Origin of the sequence: Streptosporangium pseudovulgare (assembly GCF_014648055.1) — a bacterium.
In the GTDB taxonomy this organism is placed as follows: Bacteria; Actinomycetota; Actinomycetes; order Streptosporangiales; family Streptosporangiaceae; genus Streptosporangium; species Streptosporangium pseudovulgare.
On record NZ_BMQJ01000007.1, the window covers coordinates 167005 to 191690 of the forward strand.

Consider the following 24686-nt stretch of genomic DNA (forward strand, 5'->3'; position numbering starts at 1 on the left):
AGGCTGGGAAGCGGCATCGGCCGCTCAGCGACGACCGGGGACGGGGCCGACCGCCTCGTCCGTGCGCCTCCCCGCCACCCCGCCACCCCGCGCGCCGGGACGGACGGGCCACCAGGAGTGGGGTCCGAGGTCCAGCAACAGCGCCGGCACCAGCACCGACCTGACGGCGAAGGTGTCGAGCAGCACGCCCAGGGCGACCAGCACGCCGAACTGGACGGCCCACACCAACGGCAGGATCGTCAGCGCCGAGAACGTCGCCGCCAGGATCAGCCCCGCACCCGTGATCACCGAACCGGTCAGAGACAGCCCTCGGAGCACTCCCCGCCGGTGATCTCCGCCCACCGCCGTCTCCTCCCGGATCCTGCCGGTCAGGAAGATGTTGTAGTCGACGCCGAGCGCCACCAGGAAGACGAAGCCGAGCAGGATGGCGTCATAGCCGAGAGCGGGAAACCCGAGCAGGTGGTGGAAGACCGTCCAGCCCAGTCCCAGCACCGCGCCGAACGACAGCACCACGGTCGCGGTGAGCAGCAGCGGCGCGACCAGCGAGCGGAGCAGCGCGACGAGTACGGCCAGCGTCACCAGCAGCACCAGCGGGACCACCAGAAGCAGGTCGTGCCGCTGCGCGGCGGCCGTGTCCACGGCGGTCGCCGTCTGCCCTCCGACGAGCGCGCCCGGCACGCCACCGAGGGCGGCGCGCAGCCGCTCGACGGTCCGCTCGGCGGCCGCGCTCTCCGGCGGGTCGGCGAGCGTGACCCGCAGGCCGGCCAGGTCGCCGACGGCGCCGTCCTGCCGTACCGCGGCGACGCCGGTGACCCCGGCGGCCACCGCGGCGGCCCTGCCCCGGTCGGCCGGGCGGACGAGGACCTCGGCCGGGGCGGAGGCGCCGGCCGGGAAGTGGGCGGAGACCAGCCGCTGCCCGGTGATCGACTCCGGCGGCGCGGTGTAGGCGTCGGAGCCCGGGATGCCCGCTTCGGCTCCGGTGAGCGGCAGGCACAGGGCGGCCAGCACCGCGACCGTGACAAGCCACACCGCGCGGGGCCGGCGGGCGACGCGCCGTCCCACCCCCTCCCAGACTCCGTGCCGGATCCGCCGTCCCGGGCGGGGGATGAAGGGCCAGAACGCCCCGCGCCCGCAGACCAGCAACAGCACCGGCAGCAGCATGGTCACGGTCAGGAACGTGCAGAGCACCCCGACGGCGGCCACCGGGCCCAGGGAGGCGCTGGACCGCATGTCGGCGACCAGCAGGCACAGCACTCCGGCGGCGACGGTGACGGCCGACGCGGTGACGGCGGGCAGCGCCCCCCTGAGGGCGGCAGCCATGGCCTCGTGACGGTCCTCCGTACGGTGCAGCTCCTCCCGGTAGCGGGCGATGAGCAGCAGCGCGTAGTCGGTGCCCGCGCCGAAGACCAGCGCGGTCAGCACTCCCGAGCTCATCCCGTTGACGACCAGGCCCGCATGCCGGGCCAGCAGCGTGACGGCGCCCTGGGACATCCCCGCCGACAGCACGACGGCCACGAACGGCGGCAACCACAGCAGCGGGCCGCGGTAGATCACGATCAGGAAGACCGCCACCACGCCCACCGTGACGAGCAGCAGGGTGAGGTCGGCCTCGACGAAGGCGTCGGCGCCGTCCACGTAACCGCCCGCCGGGCCCGTCACCGCGACCGTCAGCCCCGCGGGCAGGCCCTCCCGCACCCGCTGCCGCAGGTCCTTGACCCGTTGGTAGACCACGTCCTCGGACGCGGCGTCGATCGGCACCACCACCATGGCCGCCGCGCCGTCGGCCGAGGGGACCGGCTCCGCGCCGGGCACGGCGGCGTCCACCGCCGCCCGGTCGGCCGGGGTCAGCCCTCCGTCGCGGGCGAACACGACGACCGCCGGCAGGTCCCGCCCCCGGGACGACCGGGCCACCAGGTCGCGCACCCGGGACGACTCCGCGGCGGCGGGGGTGAACTGCGTCAGGTCGTTGCGCATGACCTCGTCGATCTCACTCGCGTGAGACGCCAGTGGCAGCGCGAGTGCCGCCCACAGCAGAAGAATCAGGTATTTGGTCCTCCGACCCGTGATCCATCTCATGGCATCAGGGTCGCGGCGGTCCCCTCACACGTCGTCGGCGTACGGACCGATCCTCACCGCACATCCGGCGTACAGCGCGCTCCACGCTCGGCGTAGGGCACGGTTCGGCTCGGCCTGGCACGGCTTCACACCCGGCGTACGGCACGCTCCGCACTCGGCGCAGGCGTGCCCCGGATTCGACGCAGGCGCGCTTCACGCCCGGAGCGCGACCCGGTCAGCGGGCGAGGCCGCAGCGGTGGGCGATGACCACGAGCCCTGCCCGGTCCCTGGCGCCGAGTTTGGCCATCGCCCGGCTCACGTGGGTGCGCACGGTGGCCGGGCTCACCACGAGACGGGCGGCGATCTCGTCGTTGGACAGGCCCTCGCCGACCAGGCCGAGAACCTCCAACTCCCGCGCGGTCAGCTCGGCGAGCCGGCGCGGCGGGGGCCCCGGAGCGGGCCGCGCGGCGAACTCCCGGATCACACGGCCGGTCACGGTCGGCGACATGAGCGCGCCGCCGTTCACCGCGGCCGACATCGCCCGCAGCACCTCACCCGGCTCGCCGTCCTTGACCAGGAAACCGCTCGCACCGTCCCGCAGGGCCTCGAAGATGTACTCGTCCATCTCGAACGTGGTCAGCATGATGACGCGGACTGCCGAGAGCGCCGGGTCGGCCGCGATGTCACGCAGGGCGGCCAGGCCGTCCCGGACCGGCATGCGGATGTCCATGAGGACCACGTCCGGCCGCAGGCGGCGGGTGAGGTCCACGGCCTCCCGGCCGTCGGCCGCCTCACCGGCGACCTCGAAACCGTCCTCGCTCTCGATCAGCACCCGCAGCCCGATGCGGACCAGCGGCTGGTCGTCGGCGATCAGCACCCGGATCACGGCGCACCGCCCCCTTCTCCACCGGGGGAACCGGCTTCCCCACCGGGGGAACCGGCCGGGGAACCACTCGGGGAAGCCGGGGAACCGTCCACGGAACCGCTGTCGCGGCCCGTCCGGGGACCGGGGCCGGGCCCGTGCCCGGGTCCGGCCCCGTCGCCCGGACCGGGTGGCCGCGCGGGCAGCCATGCCCACACCGCGAAGCCCTCACCGGGCTCCGGCCCGTGGCCGAGCCGTCCACCGACCGCTGCGGCCCGCTCGGCCATCCCGGCCATCCCGGCGCCCGGCCGTCCGGGCGCGGCCGTGCCGTCGTCCACCACGCGGACGCTCACCCCCTCGTCGTCATAGCCGAGCCGTACGGTGGCCCGTGTACCCCGGGCATGGCGGACCACGTTGGTGAGCGCCTCCTGCACGATTCGGTAGACCGCGTGACCCGTGGCGGCCGGGAGTTCCCCGGCGTCGCCCGTCACGACCAGTTCGACCCGCGGCCCCGCCGCGCCGACCGACTCGACCAGATCCGCGACGTCGGCCACGCCGGGAACGGGCCGTTCCCTGATCACCCCGAGAGCGGCCTTGAGATCGCCGAGCGCGTCCCGGCTGATCTCCCTGATCGCCTCCAGGGCCTCGATCGTCTGCTCAGGGCGGCGGTCCGCGACGTGCAGGGCGACCCCCGCCCGCATGGTGATGACGCTCAGGGTGTGCCCGAGCACGTCGTGGACCTCCCTGGCGACGGCCAGCCGCTCCTCCTGGGCGCGGGCGAGGTGACGTTCGGCCTGAGCCCTGGTCTCCGCCGCCCGGTGCTCCCGTTCCGCCCTGATCACCGCTCCGACCCCGAACGGCAGCAGCGCCGCCGCGTACCAGGCCGGCCAGTAGGCCGCCGCCGCCTCCGCGTCGCGGCCCGCCCCCACGACGTCGGCGAGCAGGAGGGCCGTGCCCATGGCACCCGCGGCGCCGAGACCCGCCCGCGGTCCGTGCCTGACGACCACGGTGGCCAGCGCCAGGCAGGGGGAAAGGAACACGGGACCGAACGCGTGGTGCCGGACCAGCATGAGGGCGCCGCAGGCGAGAGTGACCGCGAAGACCGTGCCGGGGCGAACGGCCCGCAGCGCGAGCGCCGCGCCCGCGAGCACCAGCAGGGCGTAGGCCGGCAGGTCGAGGGCGCGGTGGGGCGGTACCTTCGCCGAGGAGGCGAGCTGGGTGCCGACCACGTACAGGGGGGCGGCCACCGTGGCGATGACCGCGTCGGCCCGCCGGATCCGGCGGGCGCGGATCCACCGGAACAGGCGACGGGCCACGGTCGTCAGGGCGGCCGGGCGGGGCGGACGGCCGTTCGCGGCACCCGCCCCGTCAGCGGCGAGCCCGGCGTCCGCGGTGAGTTCGGTGTCCGCGGCGGGTCCGGCGTTCAGGGCGAACACCGACCTTACGGTCCTCAAGGTCCTCACGGTCGCACCATAGGCCGGACTCGGCGGTGTGTCGTCAGCCCTGGAACGTACATCGGCCCGGACGCGCCGCTCCGGAAGCGTCCACCGCACCGGCCCGGCCCCGGGTTCCGGCGGGGGTCGCCGGCGACCTCGGCCGGTCGGGTCGGGGCCGTCGGCGAATCGGCCGGGTCAGATCGGGGCGGGGAGGTCGGCGAGGGCGGACAGGGCGTCGCGGTGGGCGCCGGGGGTGCCGAGCGCCGTCTCCGACGCCTTGGCCCGCTTGAGGTAGAGGTGCAGCGGGTGCTCCCAGGTCATCCCGGTGCCGCCGTGGAGCTGGACGCCCTCCTCGGCGACGCGGACCGCCACCTCCGAGCACCACGACTTGGCCACCGCCGTCGCGGCCTCGGCCTCCAGGGCGGCCTCGGTGCCCGGCTCCGGGCGGGCGGCCAGCAGGTTCGCGGCGTTCCTGGCCGCCGCGCGGGCCCGCGCCACGTCCAGCCACAGATCCGCCATCCGGTGCTTGATCGCCTGGAAGGAGCCGATCGGCCGGGCGAACTGGTGGCGCTCCCTGATGTGGGCGAGCGTCGTCGCGAGGCACCACTCGGCGACCCCGAGCTGCTCGGAGGTGAGCAGCCCGGCCCCGAACGCCAGCACCCGCCGCGCGTCGAAGGCCCCGACCCGCTCGCCGGGCGCGCCGGAGAGCGTGACGACGGCGATCGGCCGGGTCAGGTCCAGCGAGGGCAGCACGTCGATCCGGGCGTCCCCCGCCCGCACCCGGTAGAGCGCCGTGCCGACCGGGACGAGCAGCACGTCGGCCGCGTCGGCTCCGGCCACCGCCCGGATCTCGCCGCCGAGCGTGCCGTCGTCGTTCAGCGTGACCGGCGGCGGCAGCGGCCGGTACGGCGAGGCCGCCAGCGACACGGCCAGCGCCGCCGTGGTCTCGCCCGCGGCCAGCTCGGCGAGCAGGTCGCGCCCGCCCGCCGGAAGCCCCTCGTGGACTCCCGCCTGGAGCAGGGCCTCGGTCGCGAGCACCGCGCTGGTCAGGAACGGCACCGGCGCCACGGCCCGGCCCAGCTCCTCCAGCACCACCGCGGCCTCGCGGGCCGACGCGCCGGCCCCGCCGTACTCCTCGGGTACCAGCAGGCCCGCCACGCCGATCTCCCGCGACAGGGTCTTCCACAGGTCGGCGTCGTACGGCGAGGCCGACTCGGCCCGCCTCAGCACGGCGTCGGGCCGGCAGCGGTCGGCGAGCAGGTCGCGGACGGAGGCGCGCAGCTCCTCCTCGACCTCGGTGTACAGCAGCGTCATCGGCACTTCTCCTCGTTCGCCGTGGGAGCCGCCGGCCGGCCCGCTCCGGGGCCCGTCACCGGGGCAGGTCCTTCCAGGGCACGTCCTTGTCCACGCGGGGCTCCGAGGGCAGGCCCAGCACCCGCTCGGCGACGATGTTGCGCAGGATCTCCGAGGTGCCGCCCTCGATCGAGTTGCCCTTGGCCCGCAGGTAGCGGTATCCGGGGCCGCGGCCGAAGAAGTCGACGCTCTCGGAGCGGCGGAAGGTCCAGTCGTCGTACTCCAGGCCCTCCTCACCGCGCAGCTCCACGTCCAGCGCGCTGAGCGCCTGGTTGAGGGAGGCGAACGAGAGCTTCATGGCCGAGCCCTCCGGGCCGGGCTGTCCGGCCGCGAGCTGCTCGCGCAGCCGCGCCCCGGCCAGCCGGGTGACCTCCGACTCCACCCACAGCGCGAGCAGCCGCCGGTGCAGGTCGTGGGTGCGCAGCTCCGGGCGGGACCGCCAGGTGTCGGCGACCAGGCCGATCATGCCGCCGCCCCGCCGGACCGGCCCGCCGCCGATCGCCACCCGCTCGTTCATGAGCGTGGTGGTCGCGACCCGCCAGCCGTCGCCGACGGCGCCGAGCCGCAGGGAGTCGGGGAGCCGCACGCCGGTCAGGAAGACCTCGTTGAACTCCGCCTCGCCGGTGATCTGCCGCAGCGGCCTGACCTCGACGCCGGGGGCGTGCATGTCGCAGACGAAGTAGGTGAGTCCGCGGTGCTTGGGAACGCCGGGGTCGGTCCGGGCGACGAGGATCGCCCACCGGGCGTGGTGGGCCCCGGAGGTCCACACCTTCTGCCCGTCCACGACCCACTCGTCGCCGTCGCGGACCGCCCGCGTGGCGAGCGTCGCCAGGTCGGAGCCGGCGCCGGGCTCGCTGAACAGCTGGCACCAGATCTCCTCGCCCGTCCACAGCGGGCGCAGGAACCGCTCCTGCTGCTCGCGGGTGCCGAACGCCAGGATCGTCGGCGCCGCCATGCCCAGCCCGATGGCCTGCGTGCCCGGGTCGGGCTGCGGGGTGCCGGCGAGCTCCCGCTCGACGACGTTCTGCAGTTCCCGGGGGGCGCCGAGCCCGCCGAGCCCCTCGGGGAAGTGGACCCACGCCAGCCCGGCGTCGAACCGGGCCCGCAGGAATCCCGTACGGTCCCCGGGGTCGTGCCCGGCCAGGAACGCGACGGCGCGCTCCCTGACCGCCTCCTCGTCCAACGTCACGACGCTCCCTTCGCAGTCACGCGATCACCTCTGCCGCCCGGTGTTCCGGATGTTCCGGATAGGTTCGGCCCGCGCCCGGAGCCCGGTGACCCGGCGCAGGGGGGCGCGGCCGGCCCCGGGTCAGCTCATGTGCTTCTTCAGCTCGCGGTAGGCCAGCGAGCGCTTGTGGACCTCGTCCGGGCCGTCGGCCAGGCGCAGCGACCGGGCGCCCGCCCACAGCCCGGCCAGCGGGAAGTCCTGGCTGACGCCGCCGGCGCCGTGGGCCTGGATGGCCTTGTCCAGGATCCACTCGACCTCGCGCGGGGTGGCGATCTTGATGGCCTGGATCTCGGTGTGCGCGCCGCGGTTCCCGACGGTGTCCATCAGCCAGGCGGTCTTGAGCACCAGCAGGCGGAGCTGCTCGATCCTGACCCGCGACTCGGCGATCCAGTCCTGGACGACCCCCTGCTGGGCGATCGGCTTGCCGAACGCCGTACGCGACAGGGTCCGCCGGCACATCAGCTCGACCGCGCGCTCGGCCATCCCGATCAGCCGCATGCAGTGGTGGATGCGGCCCGGCCCGAGGCGGGCCTGGGCGATGGCGAAGCCGCCGCCCTCCTCGCCGACCAGGTTCTCCACCGGCACCCTGACGTCGGTGAAGTCGATCTCCGCGTGCCCGCCGTGGTCGGCGTCGGAGTAGCCGAACACGTGCATGCCGCGCCTGATCTCCAGGCCGGGGGTGTCGCGCGGCACCAGGACCATCGACTGCTGCCGGTGGGTGGCGGCCTCCGGGTCGGTCTTGCCCATCACGATGAGGATCCGGCAGTTCGGGTTCATCGCGCCGGAGGCGAACCACTTGCGGCCGTTGATGACGTACTCGGAGCCGTCGCGGACGATGGACAGCGAGATGTTCGTGGCGTCGGAGGAGGCGGTGTCCGGCTCGGTCATGGCGAACGCCGACCGGATCTCCCCGCGCAGCAGCGGCTCCAGCCACTCCTCGCGCTGCCACTCGTTGCCGAACATCGACAGCACTTCCATGTTGCCGGTGTCGGGGGCGGCGCAGTTGGTGGCGGTGGGGGCGATCCTCGGCGAGCGGCCCATGATCTCCGCCAGCGGGGCGTACTGGAGGTTGGTCAGGCCGGCGCCGTGCTCGCCGGGCAGGAACAGGTTCCACAGCCCGCGCTTGCGCGCCTCCTGCTTGAGGTCCTCCATCAGCGGCGGGCTGGACCACCCGCTCTGCGCGGCCTGGGCCTCGAATGCCTCCTCGGCCGGGTGGACGCACTCGTCCATGAAGGCGAGCAGCCTCTCCCGCAGCTCCTCGGTCCTGGCGTCGAACGCGAAATCCATGACTCTCCTCACGGTCTCCACGGAGCGTACCGACCGGACGGTATGGCTGTCGACAAGGAACGGCGGGGTGTCGGCCGCCCGGCCGCCGAAGCGCCCCCTCGGTTGTTCGACCGCCGAAGCGCTCCCCCGGCCATCCGGCCGCCGGAGTGCCCCCCGGCCGCGGGGGCGGCGAATCGTCCGCGAGGCCCGAAGGCGCCGGGGGTCCGCTTCCTACCGGGCCTTCCGCACGTGGGTGGTGTCGGTGTCGAGGGGGGCGCCGTCGGCACCGGTCGGCGCGATCTCCGGCACGGGGGCGCCGTGCCGGTCGACCAGGACCGAGTGGGCCTCGCCGGGGGCGAAGGCGTGGCGTTCTCCCCACTGCCGCAGGGTGAGGACGACCGCGAAGAGGTCGCGGCCGGCGTCGGTGAGCACGTACTCCCGGCGGCGGCCCGACGGGGCGGCGCGCTGGGCGAGGAGCCCGTGGGCGATCAGCCTGCGGAGCCGGTCGGTGAGGATGTTGCGGGCGATGCCGGTGCGCCGCTGGAACTCGGTGAACGACCGCGCCCCGTCCATCGCGTCACGGATGACGAGAAGGCTCCACCTGTCGCCGACGAGGTCGAGCGCGCGGGCGACCGGGCACTCGGGGTCGGTCCAGTCGAGGTTCGGGACGCCCGTGGTGGCGAGCGACATGGCACCTCCCGATGAGTTGCGAATTGAAACCATCATGCCGTACGGTCAAATTGGTTGCAATTTGCTACTTATTGGATCGGGGTGCGATGAACCCGTGGCGGCGGTCGTTGCTCGCGGTGGTGTGCGGTGTCTCTGTGGCGAGCGTCTACGCCGCGCAGCCGGTTCTGGGTCCGATGGGACGTGATCTCGGTGTGCCGGCGGAACTCACCGGCTGGATGGTCGCGACCGGCCAGTTCGGCTATCTGGCCGGGCTGGTGCTGCTGGTGCCGCTCGGCGACGTGGTCGACAGGCGCCGGCTCATCCCCGCGCATCTGGCGATCACCGCGCTGGGGATGATCCTGACGGCCTCGGCGCCGGCCGCGTGGGTGGCGTTCTCGGGGCTCGCGGTGGCCGGGATGTTCGCGGTCGTGGTGCAGACCACGGTGGCCTACGCCGCGTCGGTCTCGCCGCCCGCCGAACGCGGGCGGAACATCGGTGTCGTGACCTCGGGCGTCGTGGCCGGCATCCTGGGCGCGCGGATCGTCGCCGGCACGCTCGCCGAGGTGTGGGGCTGGCGGAGCGTCTACGCCGTGCTCGCGGTGCTGTCGCTCGGGCTCGCGGCCCTCGTCCTCGCCGTGCTGCCGTCAGAGGATCGCCCCGACCGGCCCGCGGGGGTCGGGCGGGCCGTCGTCTCGCTCGGCGGGCTGTTCGGCCGGCGCGTCTTCCTGACGCGCGGGATCATCGCGTTCTTCCTGTTCGCATCGTTCGGAACCCTGTGGAGCGGACTGTCCCTGCCGCTGGCGGACACGCCGTGGCGACTGAGCGAGAGCCGGATCGGGCTGTTCGGCATCGCCGGGCTCGCCGGCGCGCTCGGCGCGGCCCGCGCGGGACGGTGGGCGGACGCGGGACGGGCGGCCCCGGTCACCGGTCTCGCGCTCACCCTGCTCATCGTCTCGTGGGCGGCGATCGCGCAGCTGCCATGGTCACTGTGGATCCTCGTCGCCGGAATCGTGGTCCTCGACTTCGCGGTCCAGGCCGTGCACGTGAGCAGCCAGCACCTGCTCACCGCCGCGCATCCGGATCGCACCAGCGGCGTCATCGGCGGCTACATGGTCTTCTACTCGCTCGGCTCCGCCCTCGGCGCGGCGACGACCACCGCCGTCTTCGCCGCCCACGGCTGGGCGGGTTCCAGCCTCCTCGGGTCCGGATTCGCGGCCTGCGCGCTGGCCGTCTGGGCGGCCGACCGGCGAGCGCCCCTCGGCCGAAGGGGCCGGCCGCTCACCGGGGACGCCGCCCCGCCTCCGAAGTGGTCGTCCGGCAACCGGGCCGAGTGGACCTTCCGGGCCGCGCGCCGCCGGCCGTAGGGTCGCCGCCATGACCGCGAAGATGCCCGACCCGCTCGTCCTCGAAGGCGCCGCCGTACGGCTGGAGCCGCTGACCGCCGGCCACGTCCCCGACCTGTTCGCGGCGGGCGGCGGCGACGAGGAGGTGTGGCGCTGGCTCCCGTCCGCCGCGCCGCGCGCCGAGGCCGAGCTGGCCCGCCTCGCCGACGCGCTGATCGGCGACCCGGGGCACGTGCCGTTCGCGGTGGTCCACCGGGAGAGCGGCCGCGCGGTCGGCTGGACCTGCTACATCGACGTCCCCGGCTTCGACTCCAGCATCGAGATCGGCTGGACCTGGTACGGCAGGGCCGTGTGGCGCTCGGCGGTGAACACCTCCTGCAAGATCCTGCTGATCGACCACGCCTTCGACCACCTGGGCGTGAACCGCGTCCTGCTCAAGACCGACATCCTCAACACCCGCTCCCAGGCGGCGATCCGGCGCATCGGCGGCGTCCCTGAGGGCGTGCTGCGCCGCCACCGCCGCCGTCCGGACGGCACCTGGCGCGACACCGCCTACTTCGGCATCCTCGACGACGAGTGGCCCGCCCACCGCGCCCGCCTGCTGGCACGCTGAGACCCGGCTCCGCCTCCTACGGGCCCCGCGCGGCCCGGGACCGGGAAGGCCCGGGTCAGGGGCGGCCGGGTTCGGAGGCGGCCGGAGGTGGGCCCAGCATGCCCGCCAGCACCTCCCTGACGCCCAGGCGCAGGTCGTCGAGGGTGGGTTCGGCCCCGGCCCCGGCGATGGCGTCGAACATCACTCCTTCGCCGTAGGCGACCATCTGGCGGCCGTGCCGTACCGGGTCGGGGGATCCGGCGGCGGTGAGGACCGCGACGGCCAGCGTGCGGAAGCGCTGTCCCGTCTCGTCGTAGATCTTGCGCAGTTCTGGGCGGCGGGTGGCCTCCAGCGCCAGCTCGTAGCGGGCGACCGTGCGGCGGCGGTCGACGGTGAGCTGCGCCCACAGGGCCCGCGCGGTCATCTCGGCGAGCGTCTCGGGCGTGACCGGCCCGGCGCTCCCCCCGGGCGGCGCGTGTTCCACGGCCTCCGAGCCCGGAGCGGCGGATTCCGCCTCCGAGCCCGGAGCGGCGGGTTCCGTCCCGGTCGCGGCGGGTTCGGTGGCGCCGAGGAGCGGCTCGAAGACCGCGCCCTCGATCTCGGCCAGCCGCTCCAGGGCCAGTTCCAGCAACGCCGAGCGGGTGCGCGCGAGGTTGGAGGTCGAGCCGGGCGGCAGCCCCGCCTCCTCGTCCACCGCCCGGTGGGTCAGGCCGCGCATGCCCCGCTCGGCCAGCAGGGTGATGGCGGCCTCCGCGACGACCCGGGCCCGTTCCGACTTCATGCGACGAGACTACATGTGTAGTGAAGCCGCGTTCACCCACCGGGAGCCCCGGCGACCGCGCCACGTCCGAGCCACGACCGCGCCGGCTCCGGCGCCGGGTGCATCCCGCCCGCGCCGCCGGAGCCGGAGGAATGACGGGCCCCGGCACACCGTGGTGCGCCGGGGCCCGCCGCCGTCCGCGCCGGTCACCCACCGGTCATCGGACCGGTGGGTGACCGGCCGGGATCACCCTCCCCCCGCCAGACGGATGATGTGCATGAAGAGGCTGTCCAGGTCGCCCTCGTTGATGAACTTGGTCGACCGGGCCGCCGTCTCGGCGATGATGCCCGTCCGCGTCGAGGGCGGGTCCAACTCCGCCGGCTTGTAGTCCTGCCGCATGGCCTGACCCGACCCCGAGGGCCGCACCATGCCCGCGGGCGGCTGCCCTTCGGGGTACATCTTCCCGTTGCGGTAGACGCTGACGGATTTCGACGGCTGCCTGCTCCCGTCGATGCGGTAGTAGCTCCCGTCCCTGACCGGCGAGCGTTGCGCCTTGGGCGGGGACTGCCGTTGGACCGCCTTGCGGCTGGTCGGACGGTGGGCGGGCCGCTGCCGGGCAGGCTTGGCCGGGGCCCTGCTCACGCGCCTGCTGCGCGCCTTGGCCGCCGCCGCCTTGGCCCGCTTGGCCGCCGCCCGGCGGGCGGCCGCCGCCGCTCTTCGCTTGGCCGCCGCGGCGGCCGCCTTCCTGGCCTTCTCGGCCGCTCGTTTCTTCGCCGCCTGCGCGGCCTTCTTCTTCGCCAGCTCCGCGGCCTTCTTCTTCGCCAGTTCCGCGGCCTTCTTCTTGGCGAGCGCGGCGGCCCGCCGCTTGGCCAGCGCGATGGCCGCCCGCCGGGCCGCCGCCTGGGCCGCCCGCCTGGCGGCCGCCTGAGCGAGCTTCCTGGCCAGGGCGCGCGCCGCGATCCTGGCCGCGATGCCGACGACGATCCAGACCAGCTGCCCGTCGGGGTCGCTCATCGTGACGGGGCTGTTGTTGGCGTAGGCGTAGGCGTTGAGCTGCTGGGGGTCCTCCTCGTCGATGACCGGGTCGACGGACAGGAACCGGCCGTTCACGGGGTCGTACTCGCGGGCGCCGAGCTGGACGAGCCCGGTCGACGCGTCCCGCACGCCTCCCACGAATCCCCGCTGGCCGGGCCACCACGGCGGTGCCGTGCCACGGTCCTCACCGAACGGCGTCGTCCTGCGGACGGCCACGTCTCCGGTGCCGCCGTTGACCGCCGCCTGCGCGGTGCCCTGGTGGTCGGACGCCAGGAAGTACACCCTGTTGTCCGGGGTCCGCACGGCGATCGTCTCGTCGCCGATGGTGTAGTAGCGGGTGCACTCGACGACGTCCTTGGCGAGGTCGAGCCGCAGCTCCATGTCGTCGATGTAGAGCGTCGAGTCCGTCGGCGTCTTGCGGAGCAGCCGCTCGCCGTCGGCGTCGTACACGAACGACGTGGTCTTCCCCGCCTCGGTCACCGATTCGAGGTTGCCCTCGGCGTCCCAGACCAGGGTCTGGTCGGCCGCCCCGACCTTGCGCCGGGTCGTGTTCCCGGCCTCGTCGTAGGCGAAGACGTCCGTGCCGGCCGTCAGGAGGGCGTGCGGCCGCGCCTCACCCGCGGCGGGGTAGGTGTAGGAGCGGACGGACTCCGCGCGCCCGCCGAACGCGTGCCGCGTCTCCTTCGTCCTGTTGCCGGTGGAGTCGTAGGCGTAGCTGGTCGCGTACGGCGCCACGCCTCCGATCGTGTCCGACCGCGGGCCGCCGCCCGCGCAGTCGTCGGTGGCCGTCCACGCCGCGGTCAGGCGGCGCAGGTGGTCGTAGGTGAAGCACTGGGTGTCCCTGGACCGGCCGCCGTCCATGTCCGCGATTTTGGTGATGTTCCCGGCCGGGTCGTAGGTGTAGTTGAGGTCCAGGTCGGGCGCCGGGGCCGACTCGCGGTCCAGCCGGGTCCGGGTCAGCCGCCGGGTGCTCTCGTCGTGGGTGTAGGTGAGCCAGCTCTTCTTCCCGCCGCTGTTCAGCTCGTACTGCAGGGTCTCACCCAGCTTGGAGTAGCGGGTGGCCGTGACGTACGACGACAGGCCGCTGACGGTGACCGGCTGACTGAGCCCGTCGTAGGTGTAGACGACCGACTCCTCCGCCAGCCCGCCCGCGGCGGGGAAGCTGACGGACTGCACCTGGTCGTCGAGGGTGTAGCGGCTGTTGAGCACGTACGACCCGGCCAGCTTGCCTTCTCTGGCGGGGACGGTGACGGTCTGCCGCAGGGTGCGGTACTCGGCGTCGATCGCGTTGATCTCCGCCTTGTACGCCTGGCCGCCGACGTAGCGGATGCTGGCGTTCATGTGCCCCTTGGCCAGCGCGTCGTACTTCCACTCCGCGAGCAGCGGGCCGGTCGTGGAGCCCTCGTGGAGCTCGCGCTTGCGTCCCAGCGCGTCGTGGACGTACGCCAGGGTCCGGCCCCGGGCGTCGGTGGAGGTGACGACCTCGTCGACGTCGTTGTAGGTGAACGTCGTGACGCCCTTGTCGGGGTCCTCGGTCCTGATCTCCCTGCCCCGCAGGTCGTAGGTGTGCCGCCACACGTTGCCCGCGTGGTCGGTCACGGTGGACAGCCGGTCCGACGTGTCGTAGGTGTACCTGGTCGCCTCGTAGTCGCCGGTGGGCGTGGCCCCCTTGTACTGCCGCAGTTCGACGAGCCGGCCCTCGGCGTCGCCGATGCGGGTGACGGCGGTGCCCCCGGCGGGAGCGGTGATGTGCATCCGGTCGCCGCGGTAGGTGGCGGCGGCCCGCCACTTCTCCACGCCCTTGACCCGGAAGGCCTGGACGGACACCTCCCCGGTCCCGTCGTAGGAGGTGACGATCTGGCTGGGGACGGCCGTGTCGGCCACCCCCAGCAGCTCGGTGGACGGCTCGCCGGGGCTGAAGTAGCCGCTGTTGGACTTGGCCACCTCGCCGAGCGAGTTGTGGAAGGTGTCGGTGATCGTGCGCCCGTCGCGCAGCGCGGGATCCTGCGCCTGGTCGTCCCGGGGCGCCGGCTCCTGGGTCTGCCGGGGGCGCAGCAGGCCGTCGAGCAGCTCGTGGCTGACGGTGTAGCCGCCGTCCGCCCGCAGGGTCTTCGTGGTGACGACGTTGGGGCCGTCGTTACGCGTCAGGTACGAGTACTCGGTGCTGGGCGACTGGCCGGCCTCCTTGCTGCGGTCGCCCTGCCACACCTTGACGAGGCGGCCGAGCGCGTCGTGCTCCAGGTCGACGCGCCGGTTGTTGGCGTCGATCTCGGTGACGACCTCGCCCCAGGCCGGCTCGATGAGGGTGCGTTCCACGTGACCGAGCGGGTTGGTCTCCGTGACCTCAGTCGCCGGCGCGCCGGAGGTCGGCGTGTAGGTGGTGACGACCTTGGTGCCGGCCGCGTCGGTCTCGCTGGTCATCCGCCCGTAGGCGTCGTAGGTCTTGACCGACTCGGTGACGGCCGAGCCGTCCCCGGCCACGGACTGGACGGCGGTGACGTCGCCCTTGACGGGCGCCTGGCCGTACGGCCCGCCGTCGAACTGCATCCGCTCGTCGGAGATCACGTCGGCGGCGGCCAGTTTCGACACGCCGGCGCCGCATCCCGCGGCGACCTTGTGGATCCTGCTGGTGTAGTCCAGCAGCCACGCCGTGGTGTTGCGGGCGTAGGTGTAGCGGGTGCACTGGTCGTCGTCACCGGTGTCCAGGTCGCCCTTCTCGTCGACCTGGGTGAGCATGCCCTGGGTGTCGTAGGCGCGTTCCTCGGCGGTGCGCCGCCACTTCCCGCCCTCCAGCGCGGTGCGGGTCACCATGGATTTCGGTTCGACGATGTGGGCGAGCTTGGTGACGCCGCCCTGGGTGGACTCGGCCGTCTTGAGCGACCACGGCTCCTCCGCCGTGGCGGTCGCGATCTCCCCGCCGTCGCCCTCGTAGAGGATCTCCTCGCGCTCGAACCCGGCGAACTGGTCGAGGTCGTCCAGCTTGCCGCCCTCGGAGTCCACGACCTGCGCCCGGCGCTTGGAACCGTCGGCCTGGCGGTCGCCGTCCATGCCGCGGAAGTACCTGAACTCGGTGAGCGTCCGCTTGGTGTCCTGCCCGTCGCCGCCGCGGACCCTGACCCTGCCGAACCCGCGCCACTCCGACCAGGTGCGGTGCTCGGGCTTCACCAGGATGTTGTCGGCGTAGTGCCAGGCGGCGCCGTCGAGGTACTCGTAGTCGGTGACGACCGGCGGTGACTGCGCGACCCGGTCGATCTCCAGCGTCCGCGTCACGACGTACTTGTGGAACCAGTCGGTGACCTCGCCCTCGTCCGGCGGCGCCCACCGCTGGGGGAAGCAGAGCCGGCCGTTGCGGTCGGCGGCCGGCGCGTCTCCCGGCTTGCAGTCGGCGGGGCCGTACTCGACCCGGAGTTCCCCGCCGCTCTCGTTGTTCACCGACCGGACCCGCCACTTGACGAGCGGCGCGCGGCCCTCGTCGGAATCCACCCTGTTCGGCAGCTGGACGCCGACGAACGTGACCTTCGGCAGGGTGACGGTGCCGCCCACGTGGCCGCTCTGCTGGATGGACGCCAGCCACAGCGAGGGGCTGAGGCCGTCACCCGTCGCGGGGAAGGAGTGCGTCAGCGTCCAGGAGTCGACGTCGCAGTACGGCTTGCCCGAGCACTTGGCCGTGTCGGGGTTGAGCACCTGGGTGGTGACCTTCGCCAGGCGCAGGCGGGTGAAGAACGTCGGCGACAGCCGGTTGGTGCACTTCTCCCCCGAGCCGCAGATCTGGTCGAAGGGGACGTCGGGCCAGTGGCTCGCCGTCTCCTTCTTGAGCTGGTCGGCGGCGCAGGTGACCGTCCCGCCGGGCACGCAGCGTTCGGCGACGTCGAAGACGACGCGGGCCGCGGGCGACCGGGTGAACAGCTCGCCCCGCAGGTAGCCGTAGTCGATCCGCTTGAGGTATCCGCCGCGCACGTACTCCGTGCCCAGCTCGGGCTTCATGTTCCGCCCGTAGTGGTTCTTCTCGGCCCCGTACCAGTAGGTGGTGGCGTTGCCGTGCGTGTCGACGGCGAGGTCGAGGTTCCACCGGTAGGCCTGCTGGCACCAGGAGGACGCCGCGTCGCTCTTGTGGCAGGGCTCGCCGCTGTTGTTGCCGAACACCGGCACCGTCCACGTCGACCCGGTCTCCGGCTTGCCCGTGGCCCAGCCGGGCAGGCGGTTCAGGCCGAAGGTGTACTGGGTGCCGTCGTCGGTGGTGACGCGCCAGTACTCACCGTTGTCGTCGCCGTTGGCGGCGCCCGTGAGGTACTCGACGCGCGTCCCGTCGTCGCGCCTGGGCCGCCACTGCTTGGTCGTGGCGTCCTTGACCAGTTCGACGGCCGAGTTGCCGAGGGCCAGTGTCGCGTTCTCCTGGTCCCAGCACAGGTCGCCGGTCTTCTTGCCGTCGATCATGCACGACTTGTAGCGGCGTTCGATGTAGCCGCCGGGGTTCAGCTCGAACCCCTCGCCCGCCCAGGACGGCTGGTTGTTCGTCGAGACGGTACGGCCGTCCACGCTCTGGGAGCTGTAGACGAGCGACATGTCGGGCTCATCACCGCCCAGCGCGGGTGGCGCCCGCAGGCCGTAGTCCCAGGTGAAGTCACCCGACTGCGTGCCGACGCTCCAGTTCGACGAGGGGGCGAGCGAGGTGGCCGCGTGGTCGCCCGACGGCCCGGAGGGCGCCGCCTGCAGCGCGTACAGCGCCGGCAGGTCGACGTCGGCGGCCAGCGTGCCGCTCTTCGCGTCGTTGTCGGACGGCACGGGTTCGGGTCGCGGGCAGGCGGCCGCGGCGGCCGGCGCGGCCGGGGCTGTCAGGGCGCACTCGTCCAGCCGTACCAGCCGCAACCTGGCGCCGTAGTCGCCGCCGAAGGCGTACCGGAAGCCGGAGTAGTCGATCTCCAGCCGGGTGCGTCCCCTCGCGACCGCCAGCCCCTGCCCCGCCGTCACCCGCAGGGCGAGACCGAGCAGTCCGGACGGCGCGGTGTCGAGCAGTTCGACGCGGACCCTGTCGGGGGTGGCCGCCGCCGCGGCCTCCTTGCCGTCCTTGGCGTCCTTGGCTTCCTTGCCGCCCTTGTCGTTCCCGTCGTCTGCGGCCTTGGTGGACTCGGCGGACTCGGCGGGCTTCTTCGGCGGGGCGAGCCGTACCGGGAAGTCGGCCGCCAGCGTGCGCGCCCCCGCGCCGCCGGTCGCGTCCAGCTCGACCGCCTGCGGTTTCGGCCAGACGACGCTCGGCGGCGTCTTCCACGCCTGTTTCTCCGCCGGGTCGGCCGTCCTGGGCAGTACGGGGACCCGCTTTCCGAGGACCGGGGTCTCCCGCTGGACGGCCGGGGCGGAACGGGGCGCGGCGCTCGCGGGCACCGCGGGCACCAGCGGCGCCATCACGACGACCGCCAGCGTGGCCGCCAGCCGCCGGGGCCACGGCGACTTCCGTACGGGAAGCGTCAGACGGTTCCAGTAGGACTCCGGAGGATCTGGATCATGTGCCAGGTTCACTGACTTCACCCAATCTGTGGACGAGTCGAACGGGGGGAGTGACCGGCTGGACGAGCCGGGGCGGAGGGGTGAACGACCGGTTCGGAAAGGGACGGGAAGGGGTGGGGCGGTGGGCGACCGAGAGGAGAAGAAACGGGATAAGAAGGGATAAAAGGAGACATAGAAGGCCGAAATCGGGCAGGGAAGGTCGGCGCGGGACCGGAGGAAGACCGGGGTCGGGGAAAGGCCGGGATCGGGGGCCGGGGATCGGTGAGGCGGGGAGACCGATGGGGCGGGGTCCGGTGGGTCGGTGCTCGGTGGGTCAGGGACCGGCGGGTCGGGGCTCGGTGAGTCAGGGACCGGTGAGTCAGGGACCGGTGGGACGGGGCTCGGTGGGACGGGGCCGCCCGGCGGAGTGCCGGGCGGCCGATCGGGAGATCCGCCCCGGGACTACTGGGCGGCCAACTGGGCGATCTGTTCGGCGCTCAGCACGCCGTCGTAGGTACGGACGTCGTCCACGATCCCCGGCCAGTGACCGGTGAAGACGCCCGCCGTCTTGGCACGGCCCAGTTGCAGCGGGCCGGTGGCGTTCCACGCGCTGACGTGGGCGGTGACGGTGCCGGCCGACAGCCGGCCGTTCACGTAGATGCGCAGCTCGCCCTGGAGGGGGTCGTAGACCCCGGCCACGTGGGTCCACTCGAACGGCGCGGGGACCGCGTCGGAGCGTGTCCGCGCCACCGCGGCGGTGTCGGTGTCGGCGGCGGCCATGCCGAGGACCCAGCGCCCCTTCTCCTTGTCGTAGCCGAGCTGGAATCCGCTGGCCCTGTTCCCGGCCTGGGAGACGATCGCCGCGTCGCGGGTGGGCAGGTAGTCGAGCTGGGTCCAGGCGGTGACGGTGAATCCCGCCGCGGTGTTGACGGCGGGACCGGCGGCCTGCGCGTGGCCGCCCGTACCGTCGAGGGCGAGCGCGCCGTCCAGCCAGCCCTCGGTCCACGACGCGCCACCGCCCAGCGTCGCCGCCGACGCCCGGCCGGAGGAGTCGGCGGCGACGGTGCCGGATCCCTCGTCCAGCTTCCAGTGCCCGACCAGCGTCGCGGCGCTGTTCACCAGGTCGGCGACCTCGTCACCGAACATGGCGCGCCCGTGGACGCGGACGTCGTCGACGTCGCCCGGCCAGAACTCCGTCTCCGCCCCGCCGGCCTTCGTCCTGCCGATCGTCAGCGGCCCGGTCGCGTCCCACGGCCGGGTGAACGGGACCGTCGACTCCAGGCGGCCGTTGACGTAGAGGGACAGTTCCCCCGCGGCCGTGTCGTAGACGCCGGCGAGGTGGGTCCACTCACCGGGCTTCGGCGCGGACGCCGACAGCGCGCGTACCACCGCCGCCCCGTCGGTGTCCGCGACGGTACGGCTCAGCGCCCAGCGGCCGTCGGCCTTGGAGTACCCCAGGGAGAAGCCGCCGTTGCGCCCGCCGTCCTGGCCGACCGCGGTCGCGGCGGCGCCGGTGCCGGTCAGCCGCACCCAGGCGGCGACCGTGAAGTTGCCCAGGGTGGACACGACGGGGCCGGTGGTCCGCGCGTGGCCGCCGGCGCCGTCGAGTCGCAGCCCCGCGCCCGTCCTGCCGGATGTCCAGGCGGCCGCGCCGTACAGGGTGGCCGGGTGGGCGCCCGTGCGGTCGGCGGCCACCCCGCCCTGCCCGTCGTCCAGGGTCCAGTGCCCGTCGGGGCCGGTTCCCGGGTTGACGTTGAACACGTAGGTGCGGATCGGGCTCTGGTGTCCCGCGCGGTCCTTACTGCGCACCGCCAGCACGTTGGGGCCGTCGTGGCGGGGTGTGAGCCGGATCGTCGCGGGCCCGCCCGCCTGGTCGGCCGCGACCTCGGCCTTGGGGGCGGTGTCCAGCCCGTAGACGTAGCCGACGACGTCCGCGACGCCGGCCGCGGTGAACGTGAAGGATCCGGTCCGGCCGACGCCGCCGCTCCAGCCGTCCTCCGGGTAGTCCGTCGAGGTCACCACCGGTTCCCCTCCGGGCGCGGAGGCGTCGGCGGTCATCTCGCACCAGGGACTCCACGCGCTGTTGATCCTGCCGTCCTCCGCGCGGACCCGCCAGCGGATCACGTCGCCGTCGCCGAAGGCGCCCTGCGGGACGGTCGCGTAGAAGGCGCTGCCCGTTCCCTGCGACTCGGTGAGCCGCTCCCCCACCTTCGTGCCGGCGGCGGTCCACCACTCGAACCGTCCCCTGACCGCGTCGTCGGCGTCCCGCAGCTTGGCCCACAGCTTCGGCGTGGTGGTGCCGATGATCGGCCGTTGGTCGCCGGCGGCGCAGGCTCCTCCCGGGTCCGACCAGGTGTCGGCGGCCACGGGCGCGGCGGGCGGCGAGTTGAACTCGATCACCAGGCTGGGGTTGTTCTTGAACTTCTTCCAGGCGTAGACGTCCGTCTCGCTCGTGGCCCTGAGCCCGACGGTGATGTTGGGCCAGTTCTTCGCCGCGGCGTCGGCGGCCTGGCTGGTGACGTCGAACTCGACGCCGCCGGGCAGGCAGGACGCCCCCCAGCCCTTCGCGACGTTCACGGTGTCGAGGAGTCTGGACCAGGTGGGCTGCTTGCTCCAGGTGGTGCTCTTGCTGATCGTGCCGGTCGCCCAGGCCTCGACCTTCCGCGCGCCGCACGAGTAGGACCAGGTCTCGTACGTGCGCAGCGTCGCCTTGAGGATCTGCTTGCCGTGGATGGTCGTGCCGGTGTTCATCTGGAAGAACGACCTGTTGGTCTGCCCGGAGACGTGTCCCACCCTGGCGACGTCACTGGCGTTCAGGAAGTTGGACGAGGGGTGGTTGCTCCAGACGGCCGTCCAGGCGCCGCGGGCCGCGGAGAAGAACGGGTCGAGGTAGACGGGGAACCTGGTCCCCGGGTCCTCGATCATGCCGCGGTGCGGCCTGAGCACCAGCTTCCCGCCGGCGAGTTCCACTCCCATCACCTCGTGGCGAGCGCCGGGGGGCACGCCCTCCCCCGCCGCCGCCTCGACCCCGGCGGCCGTCTCCGCCCCCGCCGACGCCGGCGTGCGCGTGGCCGGGGTTCCCGAGGAGTCCCACATCAGCGGCGGTGAGGCGGTGAAGACCGATCCGCCGTTCCCGTCGACGGCCTCCAGGTTGCCGCCTCCGGTGGATCTCAGCGACAGCCCCTCGGCCGAGATCGGGAAGTTCAGCTCGGCGATGGCCCTGTTCCGGGCCGCGGCGCGCGACTTGACCACGAGGAGGTGGGAGAAGCCGTCGACGTCCGCCCTGACCTGGAGGTCCACCCCGGGAAGCACCTCGGGGTAGGTCGCGGTGTCGCCCTTCAGCACGGGCTTCGGCAGCGTGCCCGGCCAGCCCAGCTCCAGCGTCCTGTCACCGCGGGCCATCCGGGCGAGCGGCGCGTTCCCCCCGCCTGAGAAGGTCAGGCCGACCGCCGTCGCGACGGGGGCGATCGTCCCGTCGGGGCGGGCCCGGAGCGTCGGATCCACGTCCACCCATCGGCCGTCCTGGCGGACCCGCACCGGACGCGCGTACTGCTCCAGGGTGAAGGTGCCGTCCGGCCTGGCGAAGACCTGGCGCGTCTCCGTGCGCATCGCGGCGACCTCGACCGGTTTCCCCGTCCGGCGAGCGAGTGCCTGGGCCGGTTCCTCCGCCGGTCGTTCCGTACGGCCGGCGAGGGGTCCGGCCGGTTTCCCCGCGGGATCCGCGTCCCGCCGTCCCGTGACGGCGTCCGTGGTCTGTTCCCACGTGCCGGCGACGGCGTCCGAACGATTGAGGGGTGTCACGGCGGCCACGCCCGCCAGCATCACCACGACCAGTCCACGACCTAAGCGCATCGGCCCTCGCCGTCGTCGAGCTGGGACGTCGCGCGGCTCATGGCCGCCCGGCGTCTCCATGATCTTGAATTGACAAGCGGATTGTCACCCGCGTGGAGGGGGCCGTCCAGATCTTGTGACACATTTCTTCAGAAACTTCCCCTTCCTGAAGAAAACTGCCAGCACACGGCCCGACCGGCCCGCGAAGACGGGCCGGGCGGCCCTGCCCCCTCCCCGGCGATCACGGTGTCACCCGGCGACCGTCCCGGCGGGGACCGGTCCTCTACCTCCAGGTCGCGCCCCCGCGACGCCCCCCTTGCGGCGCCCTTTCCGCGGACCCGGCATGCCACGAATCCCCGCCCCCGAAACTACACTTGTAGTGAGACTACAGACGTAGTACCGTCACTACATCTGTAGTGACGAAGGAGGGGCCGTGGCGCACGCGGTGGTGGTCGGGGCGGGAATCGGCGGACTGACGGCGGCGGTGGCGCTGCGGCGGCGCGGCTGGGAGGTCACGGTGTTCGAGCGGGCGCCGTCCCTGGAACCGGTCGGTTCGGGGCTGGGCATCGCCGCCAACGCGCTCCGGGCCCTCGACACGATCGGCATCGGGGACGACATCCGGCGGCTGTCCGCGGTCCAGGGCGAGGCCGGCGTCCGCCGCGCGGACGGCCGATGGCTGATGCGGACCACCGAGGAGGCCACCTCCGCCCGGCACGGCGACTCCGTCGTGCTGCTACGCCGTACGGACCTGGTCGACGCGATCGCGGCCCGGCTGGAGCCCGGCGTGATCCGGCTCGACTCCACGGTCACGGCGGTGGACCCGTACACCGGCCGGGTGACCGTCCGGACCGGCGGCCCGTCGGGCGCGGACACCGGTGCGGGCGGCGCGGACACCGGTGCGGGCGCGGGTTCGGGTGGAGCGGGCGCGGACACCGGTGCGGGCGGCGCGGCCCATGACGGCGCCGCCGGGACGACCGAGGTGGTGGCCGACCTCGTCGTGGCGGCCGACGGCATCCGCTCCCCGATCCGGACCGCGCTGTTCCCCGATCACCCGGGCCCCTCCTACGCGGGCGTCACGAGCTGGCGGCTGCTCGTCCCCGGCGGGGGACGGCCCGGCCGGACGTTCGAGAGCTGGGGCGAGGGCAGGGTCTTCGGCGTCATGCCGCTGGCCGGCGGCACGGCCTACTGCTACGCCACCGACACCGTCCCGGCGGGCGGGGACCCCGGGGACGGCGAGAGCCGCCGTGCCGAGTTGCTCCGCCTGTTCGGCGGATGGCACGACCCGATCCCGGCACTGCTGGAGGCGGCCCCGCCGGAGCTCGTCCTCCGCAACGACGTCCACCACCTCGCCACCCCGCTGCCCGCGATGCACCTCGGCAGGGTGGCGCTGCTGGGCGACGCGGCCCACGCCATGACGCCCAACATGGGCCAGGGCGCCTGCCAGGCGATCGAGGACGCGGTGGTGCTCGCCCACGTCGCCGGGGACGGCGACGGCCCGGCGGGCGCGGCCCGTGGCACGGGTACGGCCGGCGCGACGGGTGTGGACCTGGCCCCGTACACCGCCGCCCGGCTGGAGCGGACCAGCCGGATCATCGCCAGGTCGGCGTCGATCTGCCGGACGACACGGATCCGCAACCCACTGGCCGTACGGCTGCGCGACACGATGATGGGGCTCGCCTGGCGTCTCGCCGGCGGGCGGATGACCGCCGCGATGGACGAGGTGCTCGGCTGGCGACCGCCCGGGTCCCGGGTCAGGCCACCCGTGACGCCTCGGACGTCTCCGGCGGCTGCGGCGTCTCCGGCGGCTGCGGGCCGGCGGGGGGCGAGGTGATCGGCGGGACCTCCGGGACGGGGGTGCGGCCGTGGTCCGGGGAGAGCCGTCCGAGGGTGACGGTCCCCCAGATCAGCAGCGCCGAGGCCAGCAGAGCGGGGATCGCGTCGGCGGCCCCGCTCGGCAGGGCCTCGTCGAGCAGCAGCGCGCCGGCGAGGACCGAGGTGATGGGGTCGACCACCTGGACCGCGGCGTAGGCGATCCCGAAGTAGCCGACCGCGTAGGACCTCTGCAGCAGCACCACCGCGCAGACCAGCAGCACCGGGATGGCGAGCGTGAACCAGGTCAGCAGCCTGCCCAGATCACCCTGGAGGTCGCCGCCCACCACCCGGACGAAGGTGGACACGCTGGCCGTCACCGCTCCCGCGCCGACCGACATCAGCAGCGCCTTGGCCGGGCCGCGCGCCCTGCGGGAGGCGAGGTGGGAGATCAGCACGACCAGCCCGACGCAGCCCAGGAAGCCCAGCGCCTCGGTGTTCGTCAGGTGCGGGACGCTGGGGTGGGCCGGGACCAGCAGCATCAGCCCGAGCAGGCCGACGGCCACCGCGACCGACCCCAGGATCTCCGCCCGGTGCGGCCGCCTTCCGTGCAGCATCGCCGCCAGCGGCACCGCGAACACCAGTGTCGCCACGCTGATCGGCTGCACGACCACGAGGGGGGCGAGGCTCAGCGCGACGGCGTGGAGGCTGGCGCCGGTGAACCCGATGATGCCGCCGATCCACCAGCGGGGACGCCGCATCAGCTTGAGCGAGGCTCCCTCGGTGACCGCCTCGAACTGCTGGAGGGCGGCGCCGAGCGCGTAACCCAGCGCGCCGACCAGGGCGATCGTCACTCCGACCCAGGTCATCGCCGCTCCCCGAAGACGAGCGGGACGGGGTAATGCGATGGCAGTCGGATCATTGTTCCAGCTTAGGGGCCCGGCGGGGAAGTAAGCGCCGGGTCAT

General features: G+C 73.7%; 14 protein-coding genes. 3 read left to right on the plus strand and 11 right to left on the minus strand.

What is annotated here, in order from left to right; genetic code table 11:
- Positions 1–24: 24 nt before the first annotated feature.
- The 7 genes from IEZ10_RS16095 to IEZ10_RS16125 all read right to left on the minus strand — a co-directional run bounded on the left by IEZ10_RS16095 (position 25) and on the right by IEZ10_RS16125 (position 8890).
- Positions 25–2076, minus strand: coding sequence for an MMPL family transporter (locus tag IEZ10_RS16095; RefSeq protein ID WP_189247310.1), 2052 nt, complete (start codon positions 2074–2076; stop codon positions 25–27).
- A gap of 214 nt (positions 2077–2290) precedes the next feature.
- Positions 2291–2941 (minus strand): response regulator transcription factor, encoded by a 651-nt coding sequence (locus IEZ10_RS16100; protein ID WP_189247311.1) that lies wholly within the window; start codon positions 2939–2941, stop codon positions 2291–2293.
- Positions 2938–4380 (minus strand): sensor histidine kinase, encoded by a 1443-nt coding sequence (locus IEZ10_RS39955; RefSeq protein WP_189247312.1) that lies wholly within the window; start codon positions 4378–4380, stop codon positions 2938–2940. Before IEZ10_RS39955 ends, IEZ10_RS16100 begins: the two co-directional genes overlap by 4 nt.
- Positions 4381–4548: 168 nt before the next feature.
- Positions 4549–5667 (minus strand): acyl-CoA dehydrogenase family protein, encoded by a 1119-nt coding sequence (locus IEZ10_RS16110; RefSeq protein ID WP_189247313.1) that lies wholly within the window; start codon positions 5665–5667, stop codon positions 4549–4551.
- Between the two features lie 55 nt (positions 5668–5722).
- Positions 5723–6895, minus strand: a complete 1173-nt coding sequence (locus tag IEZ10_RS16115; protein ID WP_229811317.1) for an acyl-CoA dehydrogenase family protein — start codon at positions 6893–6895, stop codon at positions 5723–5725.
- A gap of 120 nt (positions 6896–7015) precedes the next feature.
- The gene (locus IEZ10_RS16120) at positions 7016–8221 is read right to left on the minus strand and encodes an acyl-CoA dehydrogenase family protein (RefSeq protein WP_189247314.1); all 1206 of its coding nucleotides are present in this window, start codon (positions 8219–8221) and stop codon (positions 7016–7018) included.
- A 210-nt stretch (positions 8222–8431) separates the two neighbouring features.
- Positions 8432–8890 carry a winged helix-turn-helix transcriptional regulator gene (locus IEZ10_RS16125; RefSeq protein ID WP_189247315.1) on the minus strand — a complete coding sequence of 153 codons (459 nt, stop codon included), beginning with the start codon at positions 8888–8890 and terminating at the stop codon, positions 8432–8434.
- Between the two features lie 86 nt (positions 8891–8976).
- Between IEZ10_RS16125 and IEZ10_RS16130 the strand changes: the two genes are divergently transcribed.
- Positions 8977–10233: an MFS transporter gene (locus IEZ10_RS16130; protein WP_189247316.1), complete on the plus strand. Its 1257-nt coding sequence runs from the start codon at positions 8977–8979 to the stop codon at positions 10231–10233.
- A gap of 10 nt (positions 10234–10243) precedes the next feature.
- A complete protein-coding gene (locus tag IEZ10_RS16135) occupies positions 10244–10825 on the plus strand; it encodes a GNAT family N-acetyltransferase (RefSeq protein WP_189247317.1) in 582 nt (193 codons plus the stop codon).
- 55 nt (positions 10826–10880) lie between these two features.
- On the opposite strand, the gene IEZ10_RS16140 is transcribed toward IEZ10_RS16135, so the two are convergent.
- The 3 genes from IEZ10_RS16140 to IEZ10_RS16150 form a co-directional block, all read right to left on the minus strand.
- Entirely contained in the window at positions 10881–11585 is a 705-nt protein-coding gene (locus tag IEZ10_RS16140) for a TetR/AcrR family transcriptional regulator (protein WP_189247318.1), read from the minus strand.
- A 225-nt stretch (positions 11586–11810) separates the two neighbouring features.
- On the minus strand, positions 11811–18113 hold the full coding sequence (locus IEZ10_RS16145) for an RHS repeat-associated core domain-containing protein (RefSeq protein WP_189247319.1): 6303 nt from the start codon (positions 18111–18113) through the stop codon (positions 11811–11813).
- Positions 18114–18542: 429 nt separating this feature from the next.
- Positions 18543–21689 carry a LamG-like jellyroll fold domain-containing protein gene (locus tag IEZ10_RS16150; RefSeq protein ID WP_229811319.1) on the minus strand — a complete coding sequence of 1049 codons (3147 nt, stop codon included), beginning with the start codon at positions 21687–21689 and terminating at the stop codon, positions 18543–18545.
- Between the two features lie 655 nt (positions 21690–22344).
- Here IEZ10_RS16150 and IEZ10_RS16155 point away from each other — a divergent pair.
- A complete protein-coding gene (locus IEZ10_RS16155) occupies positions 22345–23742 on the plus strand; it encodes an FAD-dependent oxidoreductase (RefSeq protein WP_189247321.1) in 1398 nt (465 codons plus the stop codon).
- Here IEZ10_RS16155 and IEZ10_RS16160 read toward each other — a convergent pair.
- Complete coding sequence (locus IEZ10_RS16160; protein WP_189247322.1) at positions 23663–24589, minus strand: DMT family transporter; 927 nt, start codon at positions 24587–24589, stop codon at positions 23663–23665. The two genes, IEZ10_RS16155 and IEZ10_RS16160, sit on opposite strands and share 80 nt — an antisense overlap.
- Positions 24590–24686: the final 97 nt, after the last annotated feature.

Bases quoted from the DNA above. Each gene is read 5' to 3' on its own strand.
- IEZ10_RS16120 (WP_189247314.1), bottom strand. From the start codon at position 8,221: ATGGATTTCGCGTTCGACGCCAGGACCGAGGAGCTGCGGGAGAGGCTG.
- IEZ10_RS16135 (WP_189247317.1), top strand. From the start codon at position 10,244: ATGACCGCGAAGATGCCCGACCCGCTCGTCCTCGAAGGCGCCGCCGTA.
- IEZ10_RS16130 (WP_189247316.1), top strand. From the start codon at position 8,977: ATGAACCCGTGGCGGCGGTCGTTGCTCGCGGTGGTGTGCGGTGTCTCT.
- IEZ10_RS16160 (WP_189247322.1), bottom strand. From the start codon at position 24,589: ATGACCTGGGTCGGAGTGACGATCGCCCTGGTCGGCGCGCTGGGTTAC.
- IEZ10_RS16140 (WP_189247318.1), bottom strand. From the start codon at position 11,585: ATGAAGTCGGAACGGGCCCGGGTCGTCGCGGAGGCCGCCATCACCCTG.
- IEZ10_RS16095 (WP_189247310.1), bottom strand. From the start codon at position 2,076: ATGAGATGGATCACGGGTCGGAGGACCAAATACCTGATTCTTCTGCTG.
- IEZ10_RS16110 (WP_189247313.1), bottom strand. From the start codon at position 5,667: ATGACGCTGCTGTACACCGAGGTCGAGGAGGAGCTGCGCGCCTCCGTC.
- IEZ10_RS16150 (WP_229811319.1), bottom strand. From the start codon at position 21,689: ATGCGCACGGAGACGCGCCAGGTCTTCGCCAGGCCGGACGGCACCTTC.
- IEZ10_RS16125 (WP_189247315.1), bottom strand. From the start codon at position 8,890: ATGTCGCTCGCCACCACGGGCGTCCCGAACCTCGACTGGACCGACCCC.